The following is a 22,924-nucleotide window of genomic DNA, read 5'->3' as shown; positions in this document are numbered from 1 at the left end:
GCTCAGATCTTCTTGCCGCGCTGGAAATCGTTGCCGGCGCGGTCTTTGCCCCGGACAAGCCAGATCGGGCGTTCCTGATAATTCATGTTGGGCGAATGTTCCCTTGCATAGACTGTCGCCGGATGATCGTCAGAGCGGTCATAAAGAGTTGTGGCCGGCATATAGCGGATCGCGTAATCGGCACGGCGCTTGGTCGATCGATTATGGGCCGATCCATGCACCGTATAGACATCGTGCAGCGACACTCCGCCGGGGGCCAGAATACAGTCCGCGGCTTTCGAGTCATCGACCTCGGCCATTCGCTGTCCCAGCGCCATGTCATCGCGAATGTCGATCTCGTGCAGCTCCAACTTGCGGGATCTGTGAGACCCCGGAATGTACTGCATGCAGCCGTTTTCCTTGTCCGACCCGTCGATCGAGACGCGCACGGTGACCGTTTCAAGCGGCTCGATCGGCCAGTAACGCCCGTCTTGATGCCAAGGCACAGCCTTGCCGTCGCCGGCAGGCTTTGCAAACAGCATCGACCCCCACAGAATGATATCGGATCCGATCACCTGCTCGACCATGTCAAGAATGTCGGGATGCTGGCAGAATTCCAGGAAATCGACATTTCCCATAAGATGCGCCGACTGGCCCCAAGGGTTATGCGGCCCCGACAGCGATTCGGGCCGTATACTGGGGTGGTCCGCGATCAGCTTGTCCACCGCCCCGCGCAGATGCTCGAGCAGCGGTTCGGGCAAGGTGTAGCTGGACATGACGAGGCCGTCGTTATGATAGGTTTCGACTTCTTTTTCCGTAAGCATTGCGTGTCCTCCCTGGTCGGTACCGTCCGGCCTTGATAGCACTCTAATTTTTTTGGAATTCAATTTCAATAAAATTTGAAAATGGGTTTTGAAAAATCCCAAAATGATCGTAAGCTGGTGTCAGCGACGACGTAGAAGGCGGCACCCTGCGACGGGCGTGCCTGCAAACCCGTCGATTTTCTAGGGAGGAAGACATGACCATCATCAAGACAGTGTTCGCAGGACTTGTTGGCGCAGTGGGGCTTGGTGCCGCCGCTCTGGCCCAAGATTTCCCAGCCAAACCGGTCACCATCATCGTGCCGTTTTCCGCGGGCGGCGGCACCGATATCACCACACGTATTCTGGCAGGGCCGATGGCCGAGGCCCTGGGGGCCGAGGTCGTCGTCAAGAACACGGACGGCGCAGGCGGCACCATCGGGGCAGCGGAAACCGCCCGGGCCAAGGCTGACGGCTATACGATCGGCATGATACCGGTCGGCCCCATGACCACACAACCTCATCTGCGCCAGTTGCCCTATGAACCGGCCAGCTTCGACTACATCTGCCAGGCCTATTCCGCGCCGTCGGCGCTGGTCGTGCGCCAAGACAGTCCGTTCGAGACGCTGGGCGACATGCTGGCCTACGCCAAGGAGAACCCGGGCGAATTGAATTATGGCGTTCAGGCGGTGGGGTCTATTCCGCATGTGGCTGGGCTTGGCCTGGCCTCGGCCTCGGGGGCGGAATTCACCTTTATCCCTTATAAAGGCAGCGCGCCAACCTTCAAGGCGATGCTGGACGGGTCGATCGACATGTTCGTCGCGCATATTTCGTTTCTAACGCAGAATTCCGATCAGGTCCGCTCACTCGCCATGCTGACCAGCGAGCGCGTCTTAACGGCCGAAGACCTGCCTACTGCGACCGATCAGGGGATTCCGATGAACTTCCCGATCTGGGGCGGCCTCGTCGCTCCCAAGGGCATCCCGGCAGAGGCTAAGGCGGCGCTGGAAAGAGCCTGCGAAGTCGGCATGAATTCCGAAGCGTTCACGGCGCGGATGGGCGAACTTCGCATGCCCGTCGCCTTCATGGGAGGCGACGCATTTGAGGCCTTTGTGCAATCCGAGTTCGACAAGAACGACAAACTTCTGACCGAAGCCGGTATCAAGCAGTAACTGACGTCACAGGCAGGGCGCGTGTCCGGCGCGCCCGCTTTCCAGACACGGAGAACGTCATGGCAGGTGCTTCCTGGGCAAGCGTGATCGGCGGGCTGATCTTTATGACGACGGCCTACCTGTTATATCACACCTTTGCCGATGTCTATCAGACCTCGATCCTGACGGCCGGGCGGGGACCGGTCTTCTTTCCTCGGATCATCCTCGCGGCCATGGCGGTGCTGTCGCTGATGGTCACCATCGAGGGACTGCGCGAAAAAGGTGCCGAGTTCCGCCCACGCGAGATTCTGGCGGCCGGTGGTGCAATCGTCTTCAGCGGTGTCTATATATTGTCGATCAACTCCGCGGGGTTCGTCATCCCCTCGATGATCTTCACCTTTCTGATGCCGTTCGTGCTGGGCTATCGCGGCATCTGGATCGCCTTGGCCATCGCAATCCTCTACCCGCTCTCGATCTGGTACCTCTTCGAGAAGGTGTTCCTGATCATCCTTCCCTCCTCACCCTGGTTAGAGCTGTTCTGATGGATTTTTTTTCCCTGGGTCTTGAGCATGTGCTGACCATGCCGGCGCTCATCTCCATCGTTATCGGCACAATCCTTGGGGTCGCTGTCGGCGTCCTGCCGGGGCTAGGGTCGGTAATCGGGATCACGATGATCCTGCCGTTCACCTTCTCGATGGAGCAGATCCCAGCCCTTGCCCTGATGCTGGGCGTCTATTGCGGGTCGGTCTATGGCGGGTCGATCTCAGCCATCGTGATCAACACGCCCGGCACACCGCAGGCGGCCGCCACAGCGCTGGACGGCTTTCCGATGGCACAACGGGGGGAGGCGGACCTTGCCATAGGTTGGGCGACCATGGCGTCAACCATCGGCGGGCTTTTCTCGGTTGGGGTCCTGATCATCGCAGCACCCCAACTGGCTGCCTTTTCGCTGAACTTTACGGCAATCGAATATTTCGCGCTGGGGGTCTTTGCCCTGATCTGCATCGCAAACGTGTCGCGCGGGGCGATGTCCAAGGGGCTTCTGGCCGGCGGCATCGGCCTGTTCCTGGCCACGGTGGGCGTCGATCATGTGACGGGCGACATGCGGTTCACCTTCGGCAGTTTCGAGATGACAGCCGGAATCTCGCTCATCCCTGCGATCGTGGGTCTCTTTGCGCTGTCCGAGGTGTTCATCCGGGCCTCGGAATCGACGCAGGTCAAGACCGTGATCGCCCATAAGGTGGGCTTTCGCCTGCCCCCCTTCTCGGAGTGGAGGCCACGGCTCTGGCTGTTGCTGAAATCCTGCATGATCGGATCCTTCATCGGGGCCCTACCCGGCACCGGTGCCGCGACCTCGTCGTTCATTGCCTATTCCGAAGCCAAGCGCAGCGCGCCCAATCGCGACAAGCTGGGCACCGGCGAGCCCGATGGCATCATCGCCTCGGAAAGTGCCAACAACGCGGTCACCGGCTCGGCCATGGTGCCAACCCTCGCATTGGGGATCCCCGGCGATCCGGTCACCGCCGTGATGCTGGGCAGCTTCATCGTGCACGGTCTGGCACCAGGGCCGCGTCTGTTCACCGAGCACCTCGACCTAGTCTATGCGGTGTTCCTGATCCTCATCGCGGTCAACCTGGTCATGTTCGTCGTCGGTGCCTTGGGCGCGCAACTTTTCACCCGGGCCCTCAGGATACCCGAGCCACTGCTGATGACCATGGTCGTGGTAATCGCCATCGTCGGTGCCTATGGCGTGCGTGGCAATCCGCTGGACCTCGTCACCGCCTTCATTGCCGGCGTGGGCGGGTTCATCCTCCGAAAGGCCGGTTTCCCGCTGGCACCGCTGGTGATCGGCATGGTGCTAAGCCAGATGATCGAGAATTCGCTGCGGCAAGGGCTTTTGCTGACCCGCGGCTCCTTCCTTGCCTTCTTCGAACGGCCCATCACGCTGAGCCTGTTCATCCTGACCGCCATGATGCTGATCTGGCCCGTAATTCGCTGGCTGCGAAGCCGCAAGAAAGAGGCTTGAGATGACACCAAGCACACTTGAACGCGTCCTGATCACCGGGGCGACCGGATTTCTCGGCTCGTGGATCGTCTCGGCCCTAGCCAACCGGGGAATCCCGGTCCTGGCCACCGATATCAGCGAGGACTATCACCGACTGGATGCGCTCTGTCCCAATCCCCCCGAGGGCATGGTCGAACGCCGCATCTGCGACATCACCGATCCCGAGGCGCTCGACCTGCTGATCGGGCAGATGCGTCCAACCGGCATCATCCATCTGGCGGCCCTGCAGATCCCAGTCTGCCGCGAACGGCCCGCCGCCGGGGCCGCGGTGAATATCGGGGGCCATATCAACATTTTTGAGGCCGCCCGCGCGCATAGGATTCGGCGGATCATCTATACCAGCTCGATCGCAGCCAAGCCGCGCGGGTCGGCCAACGCGCCCTCGAACCTCTACGGCGTCTTCAAGAAAACCGACGAAGAGATCTCCCGCATTTACTGGCAGGATCATCAATTGCCCAGCCTCGGCCTGCGTCCTTATATCGTCTATGGCGTCGGCCGCGACGAAGGAGAAACCTCGGCCATCACCCGCGCGATCGAGGCTGCGGCACTCGGAAAGAAATACGAGATCCCCTTCGATACACGCAGCTGCTTTCAATATGTCGGCGACATCGCCGAGATCTTTGTCCGTGCGGTGCGTTCGGATTGGCGAGGGGCGCTGTTGTCGGATATCAGCGATCGGGTGCAGTCCACCGACGACGTGCTGGCCGCGATCCGAACCGTGGTGCCGGAGGCCGAGGTCACCGTCGCAGACACGGCGCGGGTCTCGCCGGAGGACGGCTTTGACACCTCGCCCCTGCGACAGGTGATCGGTGACTTGCAGGAAACGCCGCTTGTCGAGGGGGTACTTAAGACCGTCGAGCTCTACCGCGCGATAGACGCCCGGCGGCGACAGGCCCAGTCGGCCTAGAGGATGCCTCGAGCAATATGCTCAATCTGCCGGGCGACGCCCAGAACACGCGGCCCCAGATCGCTCCCAAGCCGTTCCGAGGTGATGATTGACCGAAGCCCGCCGACATTGACCGCATAGATCGGATAGCCATCTGCGCGCCGTATTATGGCCCCTGCGGAATGCGCCTCGGTTATCCAGTGGCCATGGCTCATCGCGAAACCCCGCTCCTGCGCGCAGGCGATTTCGGCCCGCATCCGCGCCTCAACTTCGGGCCATTCGGCCCCGTATTCCGGAGCCATGAGCGAGATCAGCGCCTCGCGGTCGGGTTCAGGCAGCGCGGCGAGATAGGCCCGGCCCATGCCCGTGCTGGCCATCGGGATCCGCGAGCCCACGCCAAGACGGATCGCCATCGAAGCCGGTGTACGGCAGGCGTCGATATAGATAAATTCGGTGCCGTTCGGTGTTCCCAGATAGGTCGAGCCATCAGCGTAATCGGCCAGCTCCTGCAGATAAGGGCGTGCGATGTCGCGAATCTCCATCTGGGCTAATACGTCATAGCCCAATGTCAGGACCGCCGGTCCAAGCGAATACCGACCCAAATCCTCGTCATACTTGAGATACCCAAGCTCGGTCAGGGTGAAGGTCAGCCGCGACACCGTTGCCTTGGGCAGGTCCACCCGGCCGGCGATCTCGGCATTGCCGATGGGCCGGTTGTCGGGTCCAAATGCCTTGAGGATCGACAATCCACGCGCAAGCGCGGTGTTGATCCGATAGTCCTTTTCGGTACTGCTGGCAGGTAGCGGATCTTTTCTTCGGGCCAAGGCGACTCTTTCCATTCATGCGTCAACGATCGTTCACCTGCTTTAGCGCATTTAGTCGGCAAGACAGAGCCCCAAAAAAAAACCGCACTATCGGTTGTGTCGCGAAGATGGAAATTTGAAGGCGGCGTAATCTCCGGGTAAAGGAAACCCGCCTAGACCGGCGGCTGCATCATCACTCACTTCCGCCCTTGCATCTCATCGCAACGCCGAGTGGGCACCGCGATCTGCTCTTGCATTCATCAGATTGACGGAACAGCTTTGTCGTCTTCTTCTTTCGCCAGCATCGCCGAGGCGGTTCGAGCGGTCTTTTTGGCGATGGCCACAGTGACAAGCCGCGTTGGGGTGCTGTCAGACGGGTGCTGTCAGACGAATTCGAACCAGTCTCAGTTTACCGCTGAATGCCGGAACTTATCCGGAACAAAGCAAGCGCCACTCGGCTTGAGCGGCGGTTCGGTTGAACTTGAAATTATCTCCTTTGTAGAGATGGCGCTCCTGGTTGAAATGGTTGTGAACTGAAGAGTGGACTGAGGCGCCCTGCACAAGCTGCGTGGAATGGGGTTCAAAGAGGCCGTGATCGTCACGGACCATGGATTTTTTCTCAACGGTCACGCGCCGCAAGGTCGAACTGGAGAAGTTTCAGGATCGCCTTGGCGAGTTGACGTTTTTTGATCCGGCCTGCGGTTGCGGCAATTTTCTCATTATCGCCTACCGAGAGCTGCGGCTTCTTGAGATCGAGGTCGTGCGCGAGTTGATCGACTATGAGCGCAACTCGATGGGAGAATTCATTGCACCACTAGATGTAGCATAGCCATCACAGCCCATGTGACGGCGAGCGCGGGACTATTGACCACGCTTAAGGGCGTGCCACGCATGAACGCATGGAAGTCAGAACATCATCTGGCAGCGGCGATACCAGGTCCGATCAATGATGTGCCTGATGGTCAGTTGCAAATCTGCCAAAACAGAACCCCCTGCCCCCAGACCGCATGAAGGCGCATGAACGCCGCACCGAGCTCTACGGCCTGCTCGCTACGGCTGTGGTGCGCCTCTTACCGCCGAGGGGCTGGTCATCGACCTGCGCACCGATGGTATCGCAGGCGTCATGCACGAAATGATGACACCGCGCCCTGTTGAGGCCGCGGAATAATGGCCGCACCTGACACAATCCAAATCTTCGTACCGCTCAAAATCCGCAGGAAAAACGGGCGGCCGAAAATCCTGCCGCCTGCGGACTACCTGCCGAGCGAGGACCAGACCCAAGATCCGCATATCCTGCGGGCCATCGGGCGCGCTTGGGGCTGGCGGAGGCGCATGGAAGCGGGCGAGTTCGGCACGGTGCGTGATTTGGCGATCGCTGTGAACCTCGCTGAGCGCCATGTCAGCCGACAGTTGCGGCTGGCTTATCTCGCGCCGGATGTGCTGAGGCGGCTGGTCTACAAGCGCGAGGTCACGGCCGTCACGGTCATGCAGCTTACCGAAAGTGCCGCATTGCCGTGGGTGGAACAGGCGGAGGTGGTCTTTGATGAGGCCGAACAGGGTGGTGTCTGAAGAACACTAACGGCACACTGCCGACCTTCGTGAACGGCGCAGCGAACGGCGGTTGAGAGCCCAATCTTCCGAATGCTGCAACATGTACGAATGATCGAAAATCTTTGGAAACCGTCCTTCAAAAGGCAGCTTTTTTGGCCCCGTAGAGATTTAGAGCAACAGCGGCAGTGTTTCGGCGCCGTTGCTCATTACATTCAACGAACAAAAGGTTGGCCGCGGAAAACTATTCCGCAGCCAGCGCGCTAGAGGAGGTCCATGCATTCGCGGCGAAAGCTGTGTCAAGTTCTGTTTCAGCGATATGGTTGGTGTAGTTCGACAGGGTTTTCAGCGCCGTGCCAAGGATAACCTCGAGCACGGTTTGTCGCGTGTAACCGGCCTGCAGCAAATGCTCGATCTGCGCGTCTGAGGGCCATCCACGGCTTTCGTTGATCACGATTGCGAACTGACGCAGGGCTTCCAGCTTGTTGTCCGCGATGGGTGTATCATTGCGCAGCGCCGCAATGACATCCTCCGCAACACCGCCCATTTGTGACAACGTTGTGTGTGCCGCCATGCAGTATTTGCAGCCGTTCAACCGGTTGTTGGTCATCAGGATGATCTGACGCTCGGTTTCCGACAGATCCGTTTTGCCGAAAATGGCTGACAGCGTTGTATAGCCCTCAAGGATGGTCGGTGCTTCGGCCATGGTGGCGTAGAGGTTGGGCACGAAGCCGTATCCTTTCAGGGCGGCCTGGAGAATTGGTTTTGCGGCTGCGGGAGCGGATTCCATCGTGTGCGTTGGGAAGTCTTTCATTGCCTTGTCCTTGTTTTCGGATTGGTCAGTCAGGTGGGAAATCGTTTGTTTGGCAGGCCTGCCAAACTGCTGTGCCAGTGCGCGCGTCGCCTCTTTCGCGGCGATGACCGAACGGTCATGCCGTGCGTCCTTGAATTCCTGGTATTCAATGGCAACCGTATGGATGTTCGCGGTATCGACGCCGAAGTAGTGGGCGCAGGCGGCAATGGCGGGGTCCAGTGCATTCAAGTGCGCTCGTGGCCCGCCGGGTTCAAATCCGAACTCGCCACGTGACGACAGCACGACCAGTTGCTTGCCCTTCAGGATCGGTTCGATCGGGTAATCGCCGCGCGTCAGATCAAACGAGAAGGTCCGGCCGATCCGTGCAATGTGGTCAATCCAACCTTTCAACGCAGCAGGCATCCCGTAGTTGTACATCGGAGCACCCATCACGATGATATCCGCAGCCACAACCTCGTCGATCAGCGCATCGGAAAGCGCCAGCCGTTCGGTCATCCAGTCTTCGCGTGCCTCCGGCGGGGTAAAGGCTGCGTGGATAAAGCGGTGATCAATTGCCGGAACCGGGTTCTGCCCGATATCGCGGGCAATCACCTTTGCTTCCGGATTGGTGTGTAAGAATTCGGTCGTGAACAGCTTTGTCAGCATGCGTGTCAGGGACCGGTCTTGCTGTTGGGCGCTGGCGTCGATGCGAAGCAGGGTCGTCATGGTTTTCTCCTGTGTGAGTGGGGGCGATGTTTCCCCTGCCGCTTGCCGCGACAGCGAGGGGCGACCCGGGCATCTGCGCGCGCCGCCCTAAAATTCTGCTGGCAGGATCAGAGATCGCTCACGGCGGTGTTCACGATCCCGGACCATTTGGCGTCAGCGCCTGCGATAACCGTCTGCGGGTCTTCGAGATATTTCTCCAGGATCGCGGCGTTGACGAAGAGATAGAGCTTGCCGTCGACGATATCTGCATAGCGCACGTCACCATCCAGCTTCTTGCCGACGTAAACGCCAAAGGCGCAGAAGCCTCCGAATTGCGGCAGATAGGCTGCTGGGTCGGCGTCGAACATGGCCTTCGCCTCGGCTGAGGTGAAGTAGTAGTCGATGCCGTCGTGGGAGGAGGTAAAGGCCGCGTCCCCCTGCGCAGGGTTTCCACCCTGGAACATGGAGACAGGGTCATTGCCATGCATGCCCAGCGGATTGCCGTTCAGTGTCAGACCGTTGGCGACATTGTATTCGTCCGCGGCAAACGCCGCAGTGGCAAGCACCAGAGACAACGCGGTCGCCATGGTTGGGAGCATCTGTTTGTAGGTCATGATTTTTCCTTTCGGGTTTCTTGGGGGTTGGTTTCCAGCCGTGGAACAGCCGGGGTGAGGAGCAGCGACCATGCAGTCGCTACACCGGGGAAAGTGCGTGTGAAGGTCATATTGTTGCCCTCCGGCTTGATGTTAGATCAGGCGGAATTGCCGATCCGCTCGACAGCCTCATCCGTCCACCAGACGCCATTGGCGACCATGCGGAAGTTGATGATCGCAGCGAGGTAACCATCGCCTTCGGGCACCTTTGCACCCGCAGTCGCATCACGGACCACGGCGACTTCGTAGCCCAGTTCAAGCAGGTCATAGAGGTGCGCCTGAGTGCACAGGTTCGCGGACATACCCGCAAGGATCACCTTGTCGATGCCACGTTTGCGCATCTGAAGGTTCAGGTCGTTCTGCGCGGGGCTGTAGACCTTGTGCGGCGAACACACGACGGTCTCGCCGTCCTCGATGTACTTTTTGTACTGCGGCATCCAGTCGGCACCGGAACCTTCGAAGTTGTCGAGGTTGAGAGGCCCGAGCCGGTCGAACATGCCGATGGCGTGCATCGTCGCTTCTAGCGTGCCTTCGAACTGCCAGTCGTGGTCGTGCGGGTAGTAGTAATGGGGCGATATGAACACAGGCATGCCAGCCGCCTTGGCAGCGATGAACAGCTTTTCGATGTTGTCCACGGTGCCTTGCTCGGTCACGCTTTCGCCGACAACGCCCCAGGTCACGCCGTCTTCGGACAGGAAGTCGATCTGGGGGTCTGTCACGACCAGAGCGGTGCGACCGGGGTCGATCTCCATATCGATCTGCGGCAAGCCGGGGTTTTCCGGATCTGCATAAAGCGCGCGAGCTTCATCGGTGGCAGCCCTTGCAGTAGTGCCGGCGATTGCAGCAGCACCGGCTGCGGCAGCACCGGCGGCGCCCGCCATCAGGCGGCGGCGCGCCATGTCGACCCGTTCGGGGGTGACATCGCAGCCGCAGCCGTCTGTGTGGTGGTGATCGTGGTTCTTCATGGCAAAGCTCCTTTGCTTGTGTGGTGGCGGAACGCCTGATTTCGCGCGCCGCCGGGAGGATGGTTCAGTTGTTTGGATTCAGCTCCGGACAGACATGGTGCGCGTGACCATGGTTTCCGGGCCAAAGGGTGCGGGCAAATCTGCCTTTGCCCAAATGCGTGCCGTTCCCGGCATGGTGACCGGCAGAACCAGCAGACCCGCAAGAAGCGCCGCTGCGATGGCAGCCAGGATCAGGCCGGTCATGTCGTTCATTCCGGGTGATGTCGTCTTGCGGGCCTCGTCGGGGCCGCCAATGCCGTGCCGGGATGCAGGCTGGTGACAGAAGCTTGTGTCCTCGTTCATGCCAAAGTCCTTTCCTGTTTGGGAAAATGCCGTCCGTCCGATGGGCGCGGCCGGCACGTTCCGTTCATTGTTGGAAAGAAGTTAGGCGTCAGACCGCGTCAGGTATTGGCCCGACCTGCCAAGGTCATGGCCGAACCTGCCACAGTCTGGTCAGGGACCGATCAGATGTTTGAGGAGTGCTGCCTGAACTGCGCCGGGGCTTGTCCCACCCAGCGCTTGAACGCGCGGCTGAAGGTGCTTTGTTCGGAAAACCCGGTCAGAAACGCAATTTCGGCAATCGAGGCGTCGCTGTCGCGCAGCAGTTCCTGGGCGAGCGCGGATTGCGCCTGTCCCAGCACATCGCGAAAGGTCAGCCCTTCGTCGGCGAGGCGACGATAGAGAGTGCGTTCGCTGAGTCCGATGTCGCGCGCGACCTGTGCTGCCTGCGGCAACCCGTTGCTCAGCGCAGGGGTCAGGCGGTGTACCAGCGTTTTTGCAAGCGAAGGCGTGTCCGCGATCGAACTGATTTCGGTCTCGAGATGTGCTGTCAGGAAATCTGAAACCGCCGGGTCGCCGAGGCGGTTCGGCAGGTAGAGCATGGCAGGATCGAAGGCGATTGCGTCACGGTCAGCCCCGAACCTGACCGGGCAACCGAAATGAGCGGCATAGCGCTCTGGATCGCTCCGGCAGGCATGACGAAAGGAGACAAATTCGAACGTGAGTTCAGCTCCGACAATCCGCCGCATGTTGACGGCAAACCCGGCCATCGCAGTCTCATTGCGGAAGGCGAGAACGGGATGGTCCGCAGTTTGCCCCTCGATATCCAAAAAAGCAGGATCGCCTGTCTCTTCCAGATGGAAAATCGCCGTGTCCGTGACCAGCCGGTAATAACGCTCGACGCGTTGCAGCGATGCGCCCAAGGTCGGAGCGGTCTTGATGGCCAGGCCGAGTACGCCAAGGTCGTCGGGCTGTATCAGCTCTGCATATGCCGTGATGAGCGCAATTTCGTCCGGGTGATTGGTGCGGATCCATTCGGTCAGATTGAAATAGTCGGTGTCCTGAAGCCTGCCGCTTTCGAGGGGCAGGATACGGTGCACGACAGTGCCGTCGGAGATCAACGCACCGTCGTCTGTCAGCGTCATCCCGGCCGCCTTGGCCATCGTGCGCGCGAACGCATTTGTCACACTTGGCATGGCCCAAGATAATATACCAACATGACCCGCTGAACCACCCAATCCAAGAGCGCGTTGGATCGAGCGACTATTCCCGTAGCTCCGCTTCCTGTGTGACCGCTGCGGTTTCATTCAATCGACTTTCCAGCGTCTTGATACGTGCGCGCAATTGCGCGATCTCATTGTCCCGTTCGGCATCGGTGAGGCGGATGGGAATGTGCTGCGGACAGTTCCAGTCAAAGGCCGCGACGCGGATCACGATACCACGCTCCACCTTGGGGCCGGTTCCATCATGCAAAAGACCGATGACATCGGGGTCTTCAACGATCTGCGCGTAGCCCCAGAGCTTCAGCCGTTTCCGGCGCGGGTAATCCAGCGCGATGATCGACACACGGTCATCATGGCGCAGGTTTCCCACACTGATATATTGCTGGTTGCCTCGAAAGTCCGCGTAACCGATCGTCCTTTGGTCGATAACCTTGATAAATCCTGGAGCACCACCCCGGAACTGGACGTAAGGCCAGCCCGTTTCGGAAACCGTCGCCTGATAGATGCCGTCTCGTTCGGTCAGGAATTCGGCCTCGCCGGCGGTCAGTTCGCCGCCATCGTAACGATCTGGCGACAAGACACGTGCATAGGCACCGGCGGACCCGAAACGTTTTTGTTCTTCACGAACCTGGGGCGTAAATCCAATGTTGGCATAAGCATTCGGCATGGTTCTTGCCTTTCATAAATTGAGTTCAGTCAGGCCGGGGTGAACATCGGGACGGGACACAGGGCTCCATCTGAGCAAGCGCTGGCTTTCTGTGATCGGGCGTTCATTGATCGACGCGATGCGGCGTTGCATCAGACCGTCCGCCGCAAACTCCCAGTTCTCGTTGCCGTACGCGCGAAACCAGGTGCCGCTGTCGTCGTGGTACTCGTAGGCAAATCGCACCGCGATCCGGTTGCCGTGAAAGGCCCAGAGTTCCTTGATCAACCGGTAATCCAGTTCACGCGCCCACTTGCGGGTCAGGAATTCCACGATCTTGTCGCGGCCCTGAAATATCTCGGCCCGGTTGCGCCATTGGCAGTCTGGTGTGTAGGCGGCGGCAACCTTTTCGGGATCGCGGCTGTTCCATCCGTCTTCGGCCAACCGAACCTTTTTGGAGGCCGAGGATTCGTCAAAGCGCGGCAGTGGTGGGCGTGTCATGCTCTCATCCTTCATCAAGCCTGCAAAATGGCCCCGGTCGCTGGGGGGAGGCGGCAAGGCGACCGGAGCGTCCGGGACGTCAGGCGGGGAGGGTCTCTGACACCCGGACAAACGCTGATGGGTTTCGAAGCGCGTTATGAGGCTGAATTTAACGCCGGGCATTGCTCGGGTATTGGCATGTTCTGCCAAGTCTTTGACCAAACCTGCCATCCCCGGTGCGATTTTTCTGAGCGTATGCTACCCTGCTGTAAGCGGTGCGGGGCTCATCAAATGAAGACAATCATTTTTGGCTTTTCCAGACTGATCACTTGCGTCTTGTCCATTCTTGCATGGGCAAGGGCCGTGCGACCGGTCGCCCCAGCATCCATCCTGACTGCGATCCTCCTGAACGGGGCGGCGCAAGCACAAACCGAACTTCGGCTCGGGACGGCGGCTCCCAGTTCTTCGCCGTGGGGTGTGTGGGTGCAGGACGTCGCCGACGAGATCGAGAAAGCCTCAGATGGGGCTTTGCGCATCAGGGTCATCGGCGACGCTGCATTGGGCGGTGAAAAGACACTTCTGCGGCAAGGCATGAAGGGGCGGCTGGACATGATCATGATCAGCAATGTCTATCTGTCGCTCATTGAGCAGGAGATCGACCTTGTTTCGTCACCTTTTCTCTTTGATACAACCGCGCAAGGGTCCTGCGTCACAGTAAATCACCTTGGTTCAATCCTCGGAGACTCGATGGAAAACGCGCAGTTGGTGCCTTTGGGCTGGCTCGAAGTTGGCAATGTCATTGTGTTTTCGAGAGATCCGATCGCTACTCCTTCCGATCTTGAAGGCAAAAAAGTCCGAATTTCCGAAACATCGGTCGATATGATGTTTTCCCGCAGACTGGGAGCGGTTGGAGTGCCGCTGGGGATTTCAGACACGATCCTGTCGTTACAGACCGGCGGAGTAGATGCAGCATTGTTACCTGCTGCCTTTGGTGTCGGCATCGGCATCCACAGGATTGCACCGCATCTGACGGTCAGCAACCACACCCGCCTGATCGGCACGATCGCGGTTTCCAAATCGACTTATGATCGCCTGAGCCCACAGGAGCGGAAATGGCTTGAAATCGTGACATCTTCCGGCCCTCGTCTTTCGAAGACCATTCTTGACACAGAAGAAAAGATGCTCAGCCAGCTGTCAGACGCAGGCGTTTCCGTCAGGGGTTTATCAGAGGGTGAAAGAAGCGCATGGCGAACCGCCGCGGAGGGAATTCAGGATGAACTTGCGGTATCGCTCGGTGAGAGTGCGGTGCAGATGTTGGCCAGAATAGAGGCGGCCAAGGCAGCTTGTGATGGCTAGTTCTCAGCAGCTATTGAGGGTCTTGACCCGGCTCGAGGCGGGCCTCGCAGTATTGGCCTGTTCGACGCTTGTCCTGGTTCTCGTGGTGGATGTTATCGCTGTTGACGTTTTTTCGGTTGCGGTGCGAGGGTCGCCGCAAGTGGGAATTCTGTCGGGCATCGTGGCCTGCATGCTTGGGCTGACGCTCGCGACAGGCTCTGGCGTGCATTTCAGGCCGACAATCGCGGACAAAATCATCCCGCACGTCTGGGCCGACAGAGTTGGAGATGCGATTTCAGCCGCCCTGTTCGGGGTATTCGCAGTCTTTGCGATTGAATTCGTCACGCAGTCCTATGCCTACGCGGACCGCGTGCCGGTCCTCAATGTACCCCTGTGGCCGGTTCAGATTGTCGTGCCTTACGTTCTTGCGTCGTGCGCCTTGAAACACACGATTTTCGCAGTCTCTCCAAAGACAAAGGAAGCCTTGTCTGGTTGAGCCTCATGAATTCTCTGCTGCTGTTTCTCATCGTGTTTACTCTTCTGGTGCTGCGCCAGAACATGGTTCTCATCCTGCTTGTTTCAGCAGCCTTTGTTCAGGTCGTTTATGGCAACGGAACCGTTCTGTATGTTGTCGAGGACCTTTGGACAGCGATGGACAACCATGCGCTGTTGGCGATCCCGATGTATCTTGTGGTAGGCAATCTCATCGCGCGCGGGTCCATTGCCGGCCATCTGGTCGAAGTGTTCAGGTCTGCGACGGACTGGATGCCCGGAGGATTGGGCGTTGCCACCATCCTCGCCTGCGCTTGTTTCTCGGCGATCTCGGGATCTTCGGCCGCGACACTGATTGCGATCGGGTCGGTTATGTACCCGGCCCTCAAGGATGCGGGATATGGCAGCCGATTTGCGATCGGGTCGGTGACGTCCGCCGGAACACTGGGCATATTGATACCGCCCTCTATCCCCCTCATCGTCTATGGACTTGTGACCGATACAAGTGTTGCCGATCTCTTTCTTGCCGGTGTCTTGCCTGGAATACTATTGGCGCTCATTTTCGCCGTTTACAGCGTCTTCACAAACCGGGAAGTGGCGCGGGGTACGTTCTCCTCCCGACGGCTCATTGCGTCTTTTCACAACGGGTTTTTCGCCATTTTGGCCCCGGTAATTCTGTTGGGAGGAATATATTCAGGTGTGTTCTCGCCTATTGAAGCGGCCGCAGTTGCAGTGGTCTATACCGCGGCGATGGAAGTGCTGATCTACCGATCTTTCGGGTTTGCCGGATTGTTTGAGATCATGAAATCCAGTGTGGTCATGTTGGGAACACTGATGCCGATTGTGGCCGTCGCCCTGATGCTGAAGTCGTTTCTTGCAAGTGAGGGACTGCCGGACGCCTTTGCCGATTGGGTTCAAGATGTCTTCGAAAGCAAGGTCGCGATCCTTTTGGCCCTTAACCTGACGCTTTTGATCATCGGGTGCCTGATCGATGTGGTGTCAGCGATCTTGCTGTTGGCCCCTATGATGATGGCTGTGGGCGCGACGATTGGCGTGAACCCTGTCCACCTTGGTGTCATCATGGTCGTCAATCTCGAGATCGGCTTGCTGACCCCGCCTGTCGGACTGAACCTGCTGATCGCGTCCCGGTCATTCGGAGAACGTATCTGGGATGTCGCGATGTCTGTTTTGCCTTTTGTCTTGTTGATGCTGCTCGTCTTGACGATTGTTACATTCGTGCCGTGGCTTTCACTGGCGTTGATTGAATAGCAAACAAACCGCTCAGTTGCCTTGTGTGGTGACACATGCTCAGCCCAGAGCATGACCACGGCCTTCAAGAACGCCCAAACAATCCGAGCGCAATGCAGACACGCTTTCTCAGAGGAAATCCTCAAAAAGCCGGGCAAGGTAGGCCCGGTGCATTTCGCTGTGCATTGGCACCTAAGTCGACTGGCTTGGATCAAGTTCGCTTCCCGAAACCCGCTTCAATCTGGGAACGATGCTTTCCACCTCAGGTCGCGCAGAGGGTTGCGCAAAATATACGATAGTGCGCGACCCGGTGTTGAGGTTCAATATGAGCGGTAAAGCGGCCATATTCGCGCCTGAAGCGAATTCACCCTTTGTCCGCAGACTGTGAATTCGCCCATCAATTGATTTCGCGATTGCAGCGAAAGTCCGGTATGACGGGCCGCACCGCAGCATGAGCGAGGCGGAGTGAATGGCTGCAATGGGCCGTGAATGTCGATCTGTCACATCCCGGACGGTAGTATGGCTGTTTCTTAAACAATTCCGGTTTGAGTGTGTGCCAGTCCTTCATAGCTTGCAAGGGCGTCTTGCTGCCTAATGCTGACTGCGGAAGCTGCTGGTTGTAAAGCCAGACGTAGCGATGCAGCGTAGCATCCAGCTCCTCACCAGATCGGAAGTGGTGGCTTTGCAGCACGTCCTCAATCCGGCCGTTAAATCGCTCGACCATGCCGTTGGTTTGAGGTGATCTTGGTGGCGTCAGGCGGTGTTCGATGTCCAGTTCTGTGCAGAGCCGGTCGAACTCATGCTTCCCCGTAGCTATACTAGGGTGAATATTGTCCTTCGTCGGGTTGATCTTTCTGCACCTTTGAATTGCCTTCCAAGCGATCAATCCATCCCGTGTACAATCACCAAGTTCGTATCCGCGTTGCGGCGACGAATTTCAGCAAGTTTCTGATAGTCAGGGTCATTGTACCAAGCACGGGCTGTTTCAGCGTCTGGAAACCTCATCAAAACGGTTCGTGGCATCGCCCAAGTGCCTTCCAGGACTTCAGTCTCTTGCTGCGATGTCGCGAGCAGTTCGCCGTTGTAGCGTTCGAAAATCGGTGTGAACCCAGCCAGATACGCCTCGTAGTCCTCGGGGTTGTGAATGTTCAATTGACCGATGACATAAACGCTCATGAGTTTCTTTGAAGCCTCCTCTGGTTCTCGAGGAGCATGATGGCTTCCAGCGTGGCGAGCAACATCTGTAGACACAGTCTCGAGCCGCAGTTACCTTTCAAAGCATATAAACAAGATACGGGAGGACTGTAATGACAAAAGGATATTTGGTTGCGCACATCCGTGTTCACGATAAAGACGCCTTTGAGGAGTTCAAGCAACTATCGGGCGCGGCAATCAAAGCGCACAATGGTAAAGTCCTGGTGAGGAATCCATCACCAGACCATCGCGAGGGCGGTGCACAGGGGCTGGCTATCGTGATTGAATTTGAAAGCATTGATACGGCTCGGGCATTCTATGAGTCCGATGCCTACACTGAGGCACGTGCCGTCAGAGAGAGGATTTCCGACACAGACCTGATCCTCGTTGAGGGATTATAGAAGCTAGCGTCTGTCGCAACTCAGAAAGCTGGAGGAGCCTGCCTTGGCTGATATCGATTTCTGGTACTCCATTGGTAGCACTTACAGCTACCTGACCGTCATGCGTCTTCCCGAGGTCAAGCGAAAGCATAATGTGAAGTTCCGTTGGCGACCTTTCGATGTTCGACATGTGATGGTCGAACAGAATAACATCCCCTTCAAAGGCAAACCGGTCAAAGCTGCGTACATGTGGCGCGACATCGAACGACGAGCGCAAAAATACGGGCTCTCGCCCAAGGTACCGGCCCCTTACCCTTTGCCGGGGTTGGTTTTGGCCAATCAAGTTGCAATGGTTGGCGTCAACGAAGGTTGGGTCGAAGACTACACCCGGGCGACTTACAAGCGCTGGTTTGAAGCTGGCGAACCAGCCGGTGAGGAACCAAACCTGTCTTCCAGTCTTGAGGAAATCGGTTGTGATCCCGCCAAAGTTCTCGCTGCCGCACAATCTGAGAGCATCGTAGATGCTCTATCTGCTGCGACTGAAGAGGCGATGGAGTTCGGTGTATTTGGTTCGCCAACTTTTGTAGTGGATGGCGAAGTGTTCTGGGGTGACGACCGGTTGGAAGATGCGGTGCTGTGGGCTCGAAATTGTTAGTAAAAAACCTTAGTTTCGGGGCTGCGCCAGCAAGTGGCCCAGAGTCTTTGCCCAAAATATTTGTGACACAGTTCTCAAACACAGTGTTTGGGAAGACGGTCGAAGACAGCGTGTTGTGTGGCGACATCGGCAACCCTGCATGCGAGTTCAGAGACCGTTGAACTATGCATCGAAGCAGATCAGCGCTGCAGGCCAGAGGAACGGCGCCGGTTTGCGCTTGTGAATATACCGCGCCATCTGTTCAGCAAGGCAATCGCGGATCTTGCGAAAAGTACCAGGGATCGAGAGCCGTGAAGACCAAGGGGCCCGCGCATCAAGACAACCCGGGCGAAGTTCTCGCCGGTCTGGTTGAACGCGTGACCTTCCACAGCCTTGAAAGCGGCTTTTGCGTGCTGCGCTTGAAAGCACGTAGCCACAGGGACTTTGTCACGACCATCGGACATGCGGCAATGATCTCGGCCGGGGAATGGGTCACCGCCTCTGGCGAATGGGTCAATGACCGTACGCACGGACTGCAATTCCGTGCCCGGTTCCTGAAGACCTCAGCGCCCACGTCGCTTGATGGCATCGAGAAATATCTCGGCTCCGGCATGATCCGGGGCATTGGACCTGTTTACGCGAAACGGATGGTCAAGATGTTCGGCAAGGACGTATTCGACCTGATCGAGGCCGAGCCTGCTCGATTGCGGGAAGTCGAAGGCATCGGGCCGAAACGCGCTGACAAGATCACGTCAGCCTGGGCCGATCAGAAAGTCATTCGCGAAATCATGGTGTTTCTCCACAGCCACGCGGTCGGAACCGCCAGGGCCGTGCGCATCTTCAAGACCTATGGCGTCGATTCCGTGCAGGTGATGAGCGAGAACCCCTACCGCCTCGCGCGGGACATTCGCGGCATCGGGTTCCGAACGGCGGATCTGATCGCCGATAAACTCGGCATCGAAAAAACCGCCATGATCCGCGTTCGCGCCGGGATTTCTTACGCCCTAACTGAGGCCATGGGCAACGGGCATTGCGGCCTGCCGCGGGAAGAGCTGATCCCTCTGGCAATCAAGTTGCTCGAGGTCCCGGATGACCTGATCCACACGGCCATCGAATTGGAAATGTCTGAAGGCACGGTGACCGCAGACACCGTCGGCGATATGCCCTGCGTCTTCCTAAGCGGGCTTTATCACGCGGAGAAAGGTGTTGCCGACCGGTTCCAGCATCTGATCTCTGGTCCGCTTCCCTGGCCAGACATTGATGCCGACAAGGCAATCCCTTGGATCGAGAAGAAGACGGGACTGACACTTGCTGAGACCCAAGCTGAGGCCATTCGGCTCGCGCTTCGCTCCAAGGTCATGGTGATCACCGGTGGACCCGGCGTTGGCAAAACCACCATCGTGAACTCGATCCTGCAAATCCTGGCGGCAAAAGCCGTCAAGCTGTTGCTGTGCGCCCCGACCGGGCGGGCTGCCAAGCGGATGAAAGAAGCGACAGGCATGGAGGCGAAGACCATCCATCGTATGCTGGAAATCGATCCGAAGTCATTCGGCTTCAAGCGAAACGAGGAGAGCCCTCTCGACTGCGATCTGCTGGTCGTTGATGAAAGCTCAATGGTCGACGTCTCCCTGATGCATGCGCTCCTCAAGGCAGTTCCGGATCATGCGGCGCTCCTGATCGTCGGAGATATCGACCAGTTGCCTTCCGTCGGGCCTGGGCAGGTACTGGCTGATGTCATCGGATCCAACGCAATTCCTGTTGTGCGGCTGACGGAAGTGTTTCGGCAGGCCGCCCAGAGCAAGATCATCACAAGCGCCCACCGGATCAATCAGGGCCAATTGCCGGACCTGACCAAGCCCGATGGCGAGAGCGATTTCTATTTTGTTCCCGCCGAAGATCCGGATCAGGCGGTGACGCGCATTCTCGATATGGTCAAGAACAGGATCCCAAAACGCTTCGGTCTGGACCCCATTCGGGACATCCAGGTTCTTTGCCCAATGAACCGCGGAGGTGTCGGCGCCCGCTCGCTCAACATCGAGCTTCAGGCCGCGCTGAATCCTTCCGGGGAGAATAAGGTGGAACGATTTGGGTCGACCTTCGCACCCGGCGACAAGGTCATGCAGATCGAGAACGACTATGACAAAGAGGTCTACAACGGAGACATCGGCTACGTTGAGGGTGTCGATCTCAATGAGGGCGAGTTGACCGCCAGCTTTGACGGCCGGACCGTAACCTACCTGTTCGGAGAACTTGATACGCTGGTACTGGCTTACGCCGCGACGATTCACAAAAGCCAGGGATCGGAGTACCCCGCCGTTGTCATCCCGGTCCTGACGCAGCATTACGCCATGCTTCAGCGCAACTTGCTTTATACCGGTATTACTCGTGGCAAGCGCCTGGTGGTAATCGTCGGCCAACGCAAGGCGGTGGCCATCGCAGTGAAGAACGTTTCAGGACGACGGCGCTGGTCCAAGCTGGACGAATGGCTGGTGGGAGGTGATGCCGCATGATCGAGTTGCGCTCTCTTGCAGATGACGAACCCGCGCTTGCCTTTTCGCCGCTCTTGCGGGGTTTTCAGAAAACCTTCGCCTACATCGCCGAACATGGCGGGATCGGGCTGACGCCGTCGAAAGCCTTCAAACGGAACTTCGTCCATTGGGCCGCCGCTGAGTTTGACTGGCCAGGCCATACCGAAGCAGATCTCTTTGCAGTCAACAAAGTGCTGAACGAGCAGGATTTCATGCCGCTCGGAGACATCCATTTCCTGCTGACAACGCTGAAGATGGGGCGGCATTACAAGGGCCAGTTCAAATTGACCAAGGCCGGGATCGAACTTATCGGTCACCCGGGCCGCCTATTCGGGATCATCACCCCCTTCTATCTCTTCGAGATTGATCATTCCGCCTGGTCCCGTCTCCCGGACGAACGCCTCTTGGGGAACTGGGATATCTTCCTCAACGTGATTAACGTGGAGGCCGAGAATGGCGTTACAGGCGAAGAACTACGGCACGTGCTTTTTGGCGAACCGGAGCCGAGCCCATTCCCGCGCTATGACGAAGTCATGGGCAATCTTTACATCCAGGTGCTTCGCCCACTGATCTGGACGGGCCTGCTGCAAGAAACACGCCCTGGGAAATCCTTTCGGTCGCAGGAAAGCGTGTTCACCAAAACCCCTCTTTGGAAAGTTGCGCTCAAACTCGAGACAGATTCGATGGTTCGGCAGGCCACGCGGCACTGAAGGTTCACGCGACGCAAATCCGATCCATTACGCAGGCCAACGCACAACCACCGCAACCCATTGTTTTAACTTGAATACCAGCACCTTTTGAAGCCCAGATAGGGCATCAAATGAAAAGGCGCTCCCATGCTTAATGATGTCTCAACCCCGGCTTCGGGTCCCAATCCCCTTTGTCCTGAGCGCATGTCAGCAGACGCGCGCCTCGAAGAACTCGGCCGCATTCTGGCTGCCGGTGTCATCCGCCTGCCTGATGACGCCTCTGAGCATGTTGGATGCACATGCTGCCGAAATCACAGGCGACGACCCCATGACCAAGCTTTCTGACACCCAGACCATCATCCTGTCCCGCGCGGCCCAAAACGAGGACCGCATGGCCCTGCCCCTGCCCTCGCATCTGCGCGGCGGTGCCGCCGCAAAGGTGGTTCAGACCCTGATCACAAAAGGCTTCCTCGAAGAAGTCGATACCAACATGCGTACGGGTGAGCCCGTCTGGCGCGAAACCGGCGACGGCCACGGCGTCACGCTGGTTGCAACCGATGCAGGGCTTGCCGCCATCGGCATTGAGCCCGAGGGCGCGGCAGCCGAACCAGCCCCTCAGGAACCGTGCAAGAAGCGCACACCCCGCGCAGGCACGAAACAGGCCCAACTGATCGCCATGCTTCGCGCGCCGGAAGGGGCGACGATCGCGGAGATCACAACCGCATTGACGTGGGCTCCACACACCTGCCGAGGTGCCATGTACGGCGCGCTCAAGAAAAAGCTGGGTCTGAATATCACCTCCGAGAAGGAGGATCAGCGTGGGCGGGTGTATCGAATTGAAAACACCAATCTGTGACTTTCCAGTGACTCTGAATCCTTTAAACCTCTCTGTTTCTTGCAGAATCCTGTGGCATGCAAATAGTGAACTTTGAGGTTTCGCCTGTATGACACCTCAACTGCTCAAAGTGTTGCCGCCTGCACCGCTTTATCTGCCTCAGACTGGGCAGCCTCGCGCTTGCCCTTTTTTCCGGCATCCAATCTCTTTAAATCAGGCAATGCGCAACGACGCGATAAGGCCTGTCTTGCCAGTCAGATAGCTCGCGATGCTGCAGGTGCAGTCGGCTGGTGTCAGCGCGAAGCGGCACCTCAGCCCTTGACCCAAAAACAGCGTTAGTCGACCTTCGCCGCGCGGGTCGCGAACTGGTAAGGTGCGGGACTTTCCCGCCTGATGCTGGTGCAGCAAAACTTCCCTACGCGTGACAATCAAATTTCTCAACCAGACGCGGCGGCGCAGCATGGGAATTTCGGCGGCGCAGCGATTTTCCAAGACCGGCCTGTTGATTTTCGCTGAGAAGTGACCCGGTATTTTCACCGAGATTTGACCCACCCTTGATTATGTCTCAGCGGTCATG

At 58.2% G+C, this 22,924-nt stretch carries 24 protein-coding genes and 2 pseudogenes; 14 read left to right on the top strand and 12 right to left on the bottom strand.

The annotated features are described in order from the left end of the window. Window positions 1-2: 2 nt before the first annotated feature. Window positions 3-803, bottom strand: a complete 801-nt coding sequence (locus LC354_RS17115; RefSeq protein WP_223426101.1) for a phytanoyl-CoA dioxygenase family protein — start codon at window positions 801-803, stop codon at window positions 3-5. 194 nt (window positions 804-997) lie between these two features. Between LC354_RS17115 and LC354_RS17110 the strand changes: the two genes are divergently transcribed. The 4 genes from LC354_RS17110 to LC354_RS17095 are packed head-to-tail and all read left to right on the top strand — an operon-like array spanning window position 998 to window position 4,902. Further along, window positions 998-1,951, top strand: coding sequence for a Bug family tripartite tricarboxylate transporter substrate binding protein (locus tag LC354_RS17110; RefSeq protein WP_223426100.1), 954 nt, complete (start codon window positions 998-1,000; stop codon window positions 1,949-1,951). A 59-nt stretch (window positions 1,952-2,010) separates the two neighbouring features. After that, complete coding sequence (locus LC354_RS17105) at window positions 2,011-2,472, top strand: tripartite tricarboxylate transporter TctB family protein (RefSeq protein ID WP_223426099.1); 462 nt, start codon at window positions 2,011-2,013, stop codon at window positions 2,470-2,472. Next, the gene (locus LC354_RS17100) at window positions 2,472-3,956 is read left to right on the top strand and encodes a tripartite tricarboxylate transporter permease (protein ID WP_223426098.1); all 1,485 of its coding nucleotides are present in this window, start codon (window positions 2,472-2,474) and stop codon (window positions 3,954-3,956) included. The genes LC354_RS17105 and LC354_RS17100 overlap by 1 nt, the downstream gene beginning before the upstream one ends. Window position 3,957: 1 nt before the next feature. Then, window positions 3,958-4,902 carry an NAD-dependent epimerase/dehydratase family protein gene (locus tag LC354_RS17095; RefSeq protein WP_223426095.1) on the top strand — a complete coding sequence of 315 codons (945 nt, stop codon included), beginning with the start codon at window positions 3,958-3,960 and terminating at the stop codon, window positions 4,900-4,902. Here LC354_RS17095 and LC354_RS17090 read toward each other — a convergent pair. Both LC354_RS17090 and LC354_RS17085 read right to left on the bottom strand, forming a co-directional pair. After that, window positions 4,899-5,705 (bottom strand): IclR family transcriptional regulator, encoded by an 807-nt coding sequence (locus LC354_RS17090; protein ID WP_223426094.1) that lies wholly within the window; start codon window positions 5,703-5,705, stop codon window positions 4,899-4,901. The genes LC354_RS17095 and LC354_RS17090 overlap by 4 nt on opposite strands. 408 nt (window positions 5,706-6,113) lie before the next feature. Then, window positions 6,114-6,233: pseudogene (locus LC354_RS17085) on the bottom strand (IS6 family transposase); the annotation flags it as partial. A 58-nt stretch (window positions 6,234-6,291) separates the two neighbouring features. Between LC354_RS17085 and LC354_RS17080 the strand changes: the two are divergent. Both LC354_RS17080 and LC354_RS17075 read left to right on the top strand, forming a co-directional pair. After that, entirely contained in the window at window positions 6,292-6,513 is a 222-nt protein-coding gene (locus LC354_RS17080) for a DNA methyltransferase (RefSeq protein ID WP_223426092.1), read from the top strand. Window positions 6,514-6,851: 338 nt separating this feature from the next. Beyond that, window positions 6,852-7,253: a hypothetical protein gene (locus LC354_RS17075; protein ID WP_223426090.1), complete on the top strand. Its 402-nt coding sequence runs from the start codon at window positions 6,852-6,854 to the stop codon at window positions 7,251-7,253. A gap of 223 nt (window positions 7,254-7,476) precedes the next feature. Here the strand turns inward: LC354_RS17075 and LC354_RS17070 are convergent, their stop codons facing one another. The 7 genes from LC354_RS17070 to LC354_RS17040 form a co-directional block, all read right to left on the bottom strand. Further along, the gene (locus tag LC354_RS17070; protein WP_223426088.1) at window positions 7,477-8,751 is read right to left on the bottom strand and encodes an NAD(P)H-dependent oxidoreductase; all 1,275 of its coding nucleotides are present in this window, start codon (window positions 8,749-8,751) and stop codon (window positions 7,477-7,479) included. A 107-nt stretch (window positions 8,752-8,858) separates the two neighbouring features. Continuing rightward, window positions 8,859-9,344 (bottom strand): YHS domain-containing (seleno)protein, encoded by a 486-nt coding sequence (locus LC354_RS17065; protein WP_223426080.1) that lies wholly within the window; start codon window positions 9,342-9,344, stop codon window positions 8,859-8,861. A 137-nt stretch (window positions 9,345-9,481) separates the two neighbouring features. After that, a complete protein-coding gene (locus LC354_RS17060) occupies window positions 9,482-10,348 on the bottom strand; it encodes a cysteine hydrolase (RefSeq protein ID WP_223426079.1) in 867 nt (288 codons plus the stop codon). Between the two features lie 78 nt (window positions 10,349-10,426). Then, complete coding sequence (locus tag LC354_RS17055; protein WP_223426077.1) at window positions 10,427-10,690, bottom strand: hypothetical protein; 264 nt, start codon at window positions 10,688-10,690, stop codon at window positions 10,427-10,429. A 161-nt stretch (window positions 10,691-10,851) separates the two neighbouring features. Further along, window positions 10,852-11,811 (bottom strand): AraC family transcriptional regulator, encoded by a 960-nt coding sequence (locus tag LC354_RS17050; RefSeq protein WP_223426075.1) that lies wholly within the window; start codon window positions 11,809-11,811, stop codon window positions 10,852-10,854. Window positions 11,812-11,929: 118 nt separating this feature from the next. Next, entirely contained in the window at window positions 11,930-12,556 is a 627-nt protein-coding gene (locus tag LC354_RS17045) for a pyridoxamine 5'-phosphate oxidase family protein (RefSeq protein ID WP_223426073.1), read from the bottom strand. A 12-nt stretch (window positions 12,557-12,568) separates the two neighbouring features. After that, complete coding sequence (locus LC354_RS17040) at window positions 12,569-13,033, bottom strand: nuclear transport factor 2 family protein (RefSeq protein WP_223426065.1); 465 nt, start codon at window positions 13,031-13,033, stop codon at window positions 12,569-12,571. 270 nt (window positions 13,034-13,303) lie between these two features. Between LC354_RS17040 and LC354_RS17035 the strand changes: the two genes are divergently transcribed. From LC354_RS17035 to LC354_RS17025, 3 genes are read left to right on the top strand one after another with little or no spacing between them, the layout of a single operon-like run. Further along, a complete protein-coding gene (locus tag LC354_RS17035) occupies window positions 13,304-14,368 on the top strand; it encodes a TRAP transporter substrate-binding protein (protein WP_223426063.1) in 1,065 nt (354 codons plus the stop codon). After that, entirely contained in the window at window positions 14,361-14,843 is a 483-nt protein-coding gene (locus LC354_RS17030) for a TRAP transporter small permease (RefSeq protein WP_223426056.1), read from the top strand. The genes LC354_RS17035 and LC354_RS17030 overlap by 8 nt, the downstream gene beginning before the upstream one ends. Before the next feature lie 5 nt (window positions 14,844-14,848). After that, window positions 14,849-16,108 carry a TRAP transporter large permease gene (locus tag LC354_RS17025; protein WP_223426054.1) on the top strand — a complete coding sequence of 420 codons (1,260 nt, stop codon included), beginning with the start codon at window positions 14,849-14,851 and terminating at the stop codon, window positions 16,106-16,108. A gap of 478 nt (window positions 16,109-16,586) precedes the next feature. On the opposite strand, the pseudogene LC354_RS17020 reads toward LC354_RS17025, so the two are convergent. Together LC354_RS17020 and LC354_RS17015 are read right to left on the bottom strand one after the other, a co-directional pair. Further along, window positions 16,587-16,898 (bottom strand): annotated as a pseudogene (locus tag LC354_RS17020) (integrase core domain-containing protein); the annotation flags it as partial. Between the two features lie 71 nt (window positions 16,899-16,969). Then, the gene (locus LC354_RS17015; RefSeq protein ID WP_223426052.1) at window positions 16,970-17,263 is read right to left on the bottom strand and encodes a DUF1330 domain-containing protein; all 294 of its coding nucleotides are present in this window, start codon (window positions 17,261-17,263) and stop codon (window positions 16,970-16,972) included. A gap of 131 nt (window positions 17,264-17,394) precedes the next feature. Here LC354_RS17015 and LC354_RS17010 point away from each other — a divergent pair, with 131 nt between their 5' ends. The 5 genes from LC354_RS17010 (at window position 17,395) to LC354_RS16990 (ending at window position 22,368) form a co-directional block, all read left to right on the top strand. Then, window positions 17,395-17,682, top strand: a complete 288-nt coding sequence (locus LC354_RS17010; RefSeq protein ID WP_223426050.1) for a DUF1330 domain-containing protein — start codon at window positions 17,395-17,397, stop codon at window positions 17,680-17,682. 43 nt (window positions 17,683-17,725) lie between these two features. Beyond that, a complete protein-coding gene (locus tag LC354_RS17005; protein WP_223426049.1) occupies window positions 17,726-18,316 on the top strand; it encodes a 2-hydroxychromene-2-carboxylate isomerase in 591 nt (196 codons plus the stop codon). A 290-nt stretch (window positions 18,317-18,606) separates the two neighbouring features. Then, window positions 18,607-20,805, top strand: a complete 2,199-nt coding sequence (gene recD2, locus LC354_RS17000; RefSeq protein WP_223426047.1) for an SF1B family DNA helicase RecD2 — start codon at window positions 18,607-18,609, stop codon at window positions 20,803-20,805. Next, window positions 20,802-21,533, top strand: a complete 732-nt coding sequence (locus LC354_RS16995) for a hypothetical protein (RefSeq protein WP_223426045.1) — start codon at window positions 20,802-20,804, stop codon at window positions 21,531-21,533. Before recD2 ends, LC354_RS16995 begins: the two co-directional genes overlap by 4 nt. A 307-nt stretch (window positions 21,534-21,840) precedes the next feature. Beyond that, window positions 21,841-22,368 carry a DUF3489 domain-containing protein gene (locus LC354_RS16990; RefSeq protein WP_223426043.1) on the top strand — a complete coding sequence of 176 codons (528 nt, stop codon included), beginning with the start codon at window positions 21,841-21,843 and terminating at the stop codon, window positions 22,366-22,368. The last annotated feature ends 556 nt before the right edge of the window (window positions 22,369-22,924 follow it).

The sequence above is a fragment of the Tateyamaria pelophila genome (assembly GCF_019966495.1).
Taxonomy (GTDB): domain Bacteria; phylum Pseudomonadota; class Alphaproteobacteria; order Rhodobacterales; family Rhodobacteraceae; genus Tateyamaria; species Tateyamaria pelophila.
Note: the sequence above shows the minus strand (reverse complement) of the source record. Positions and strands in the feature narration are given on the sequence as shown.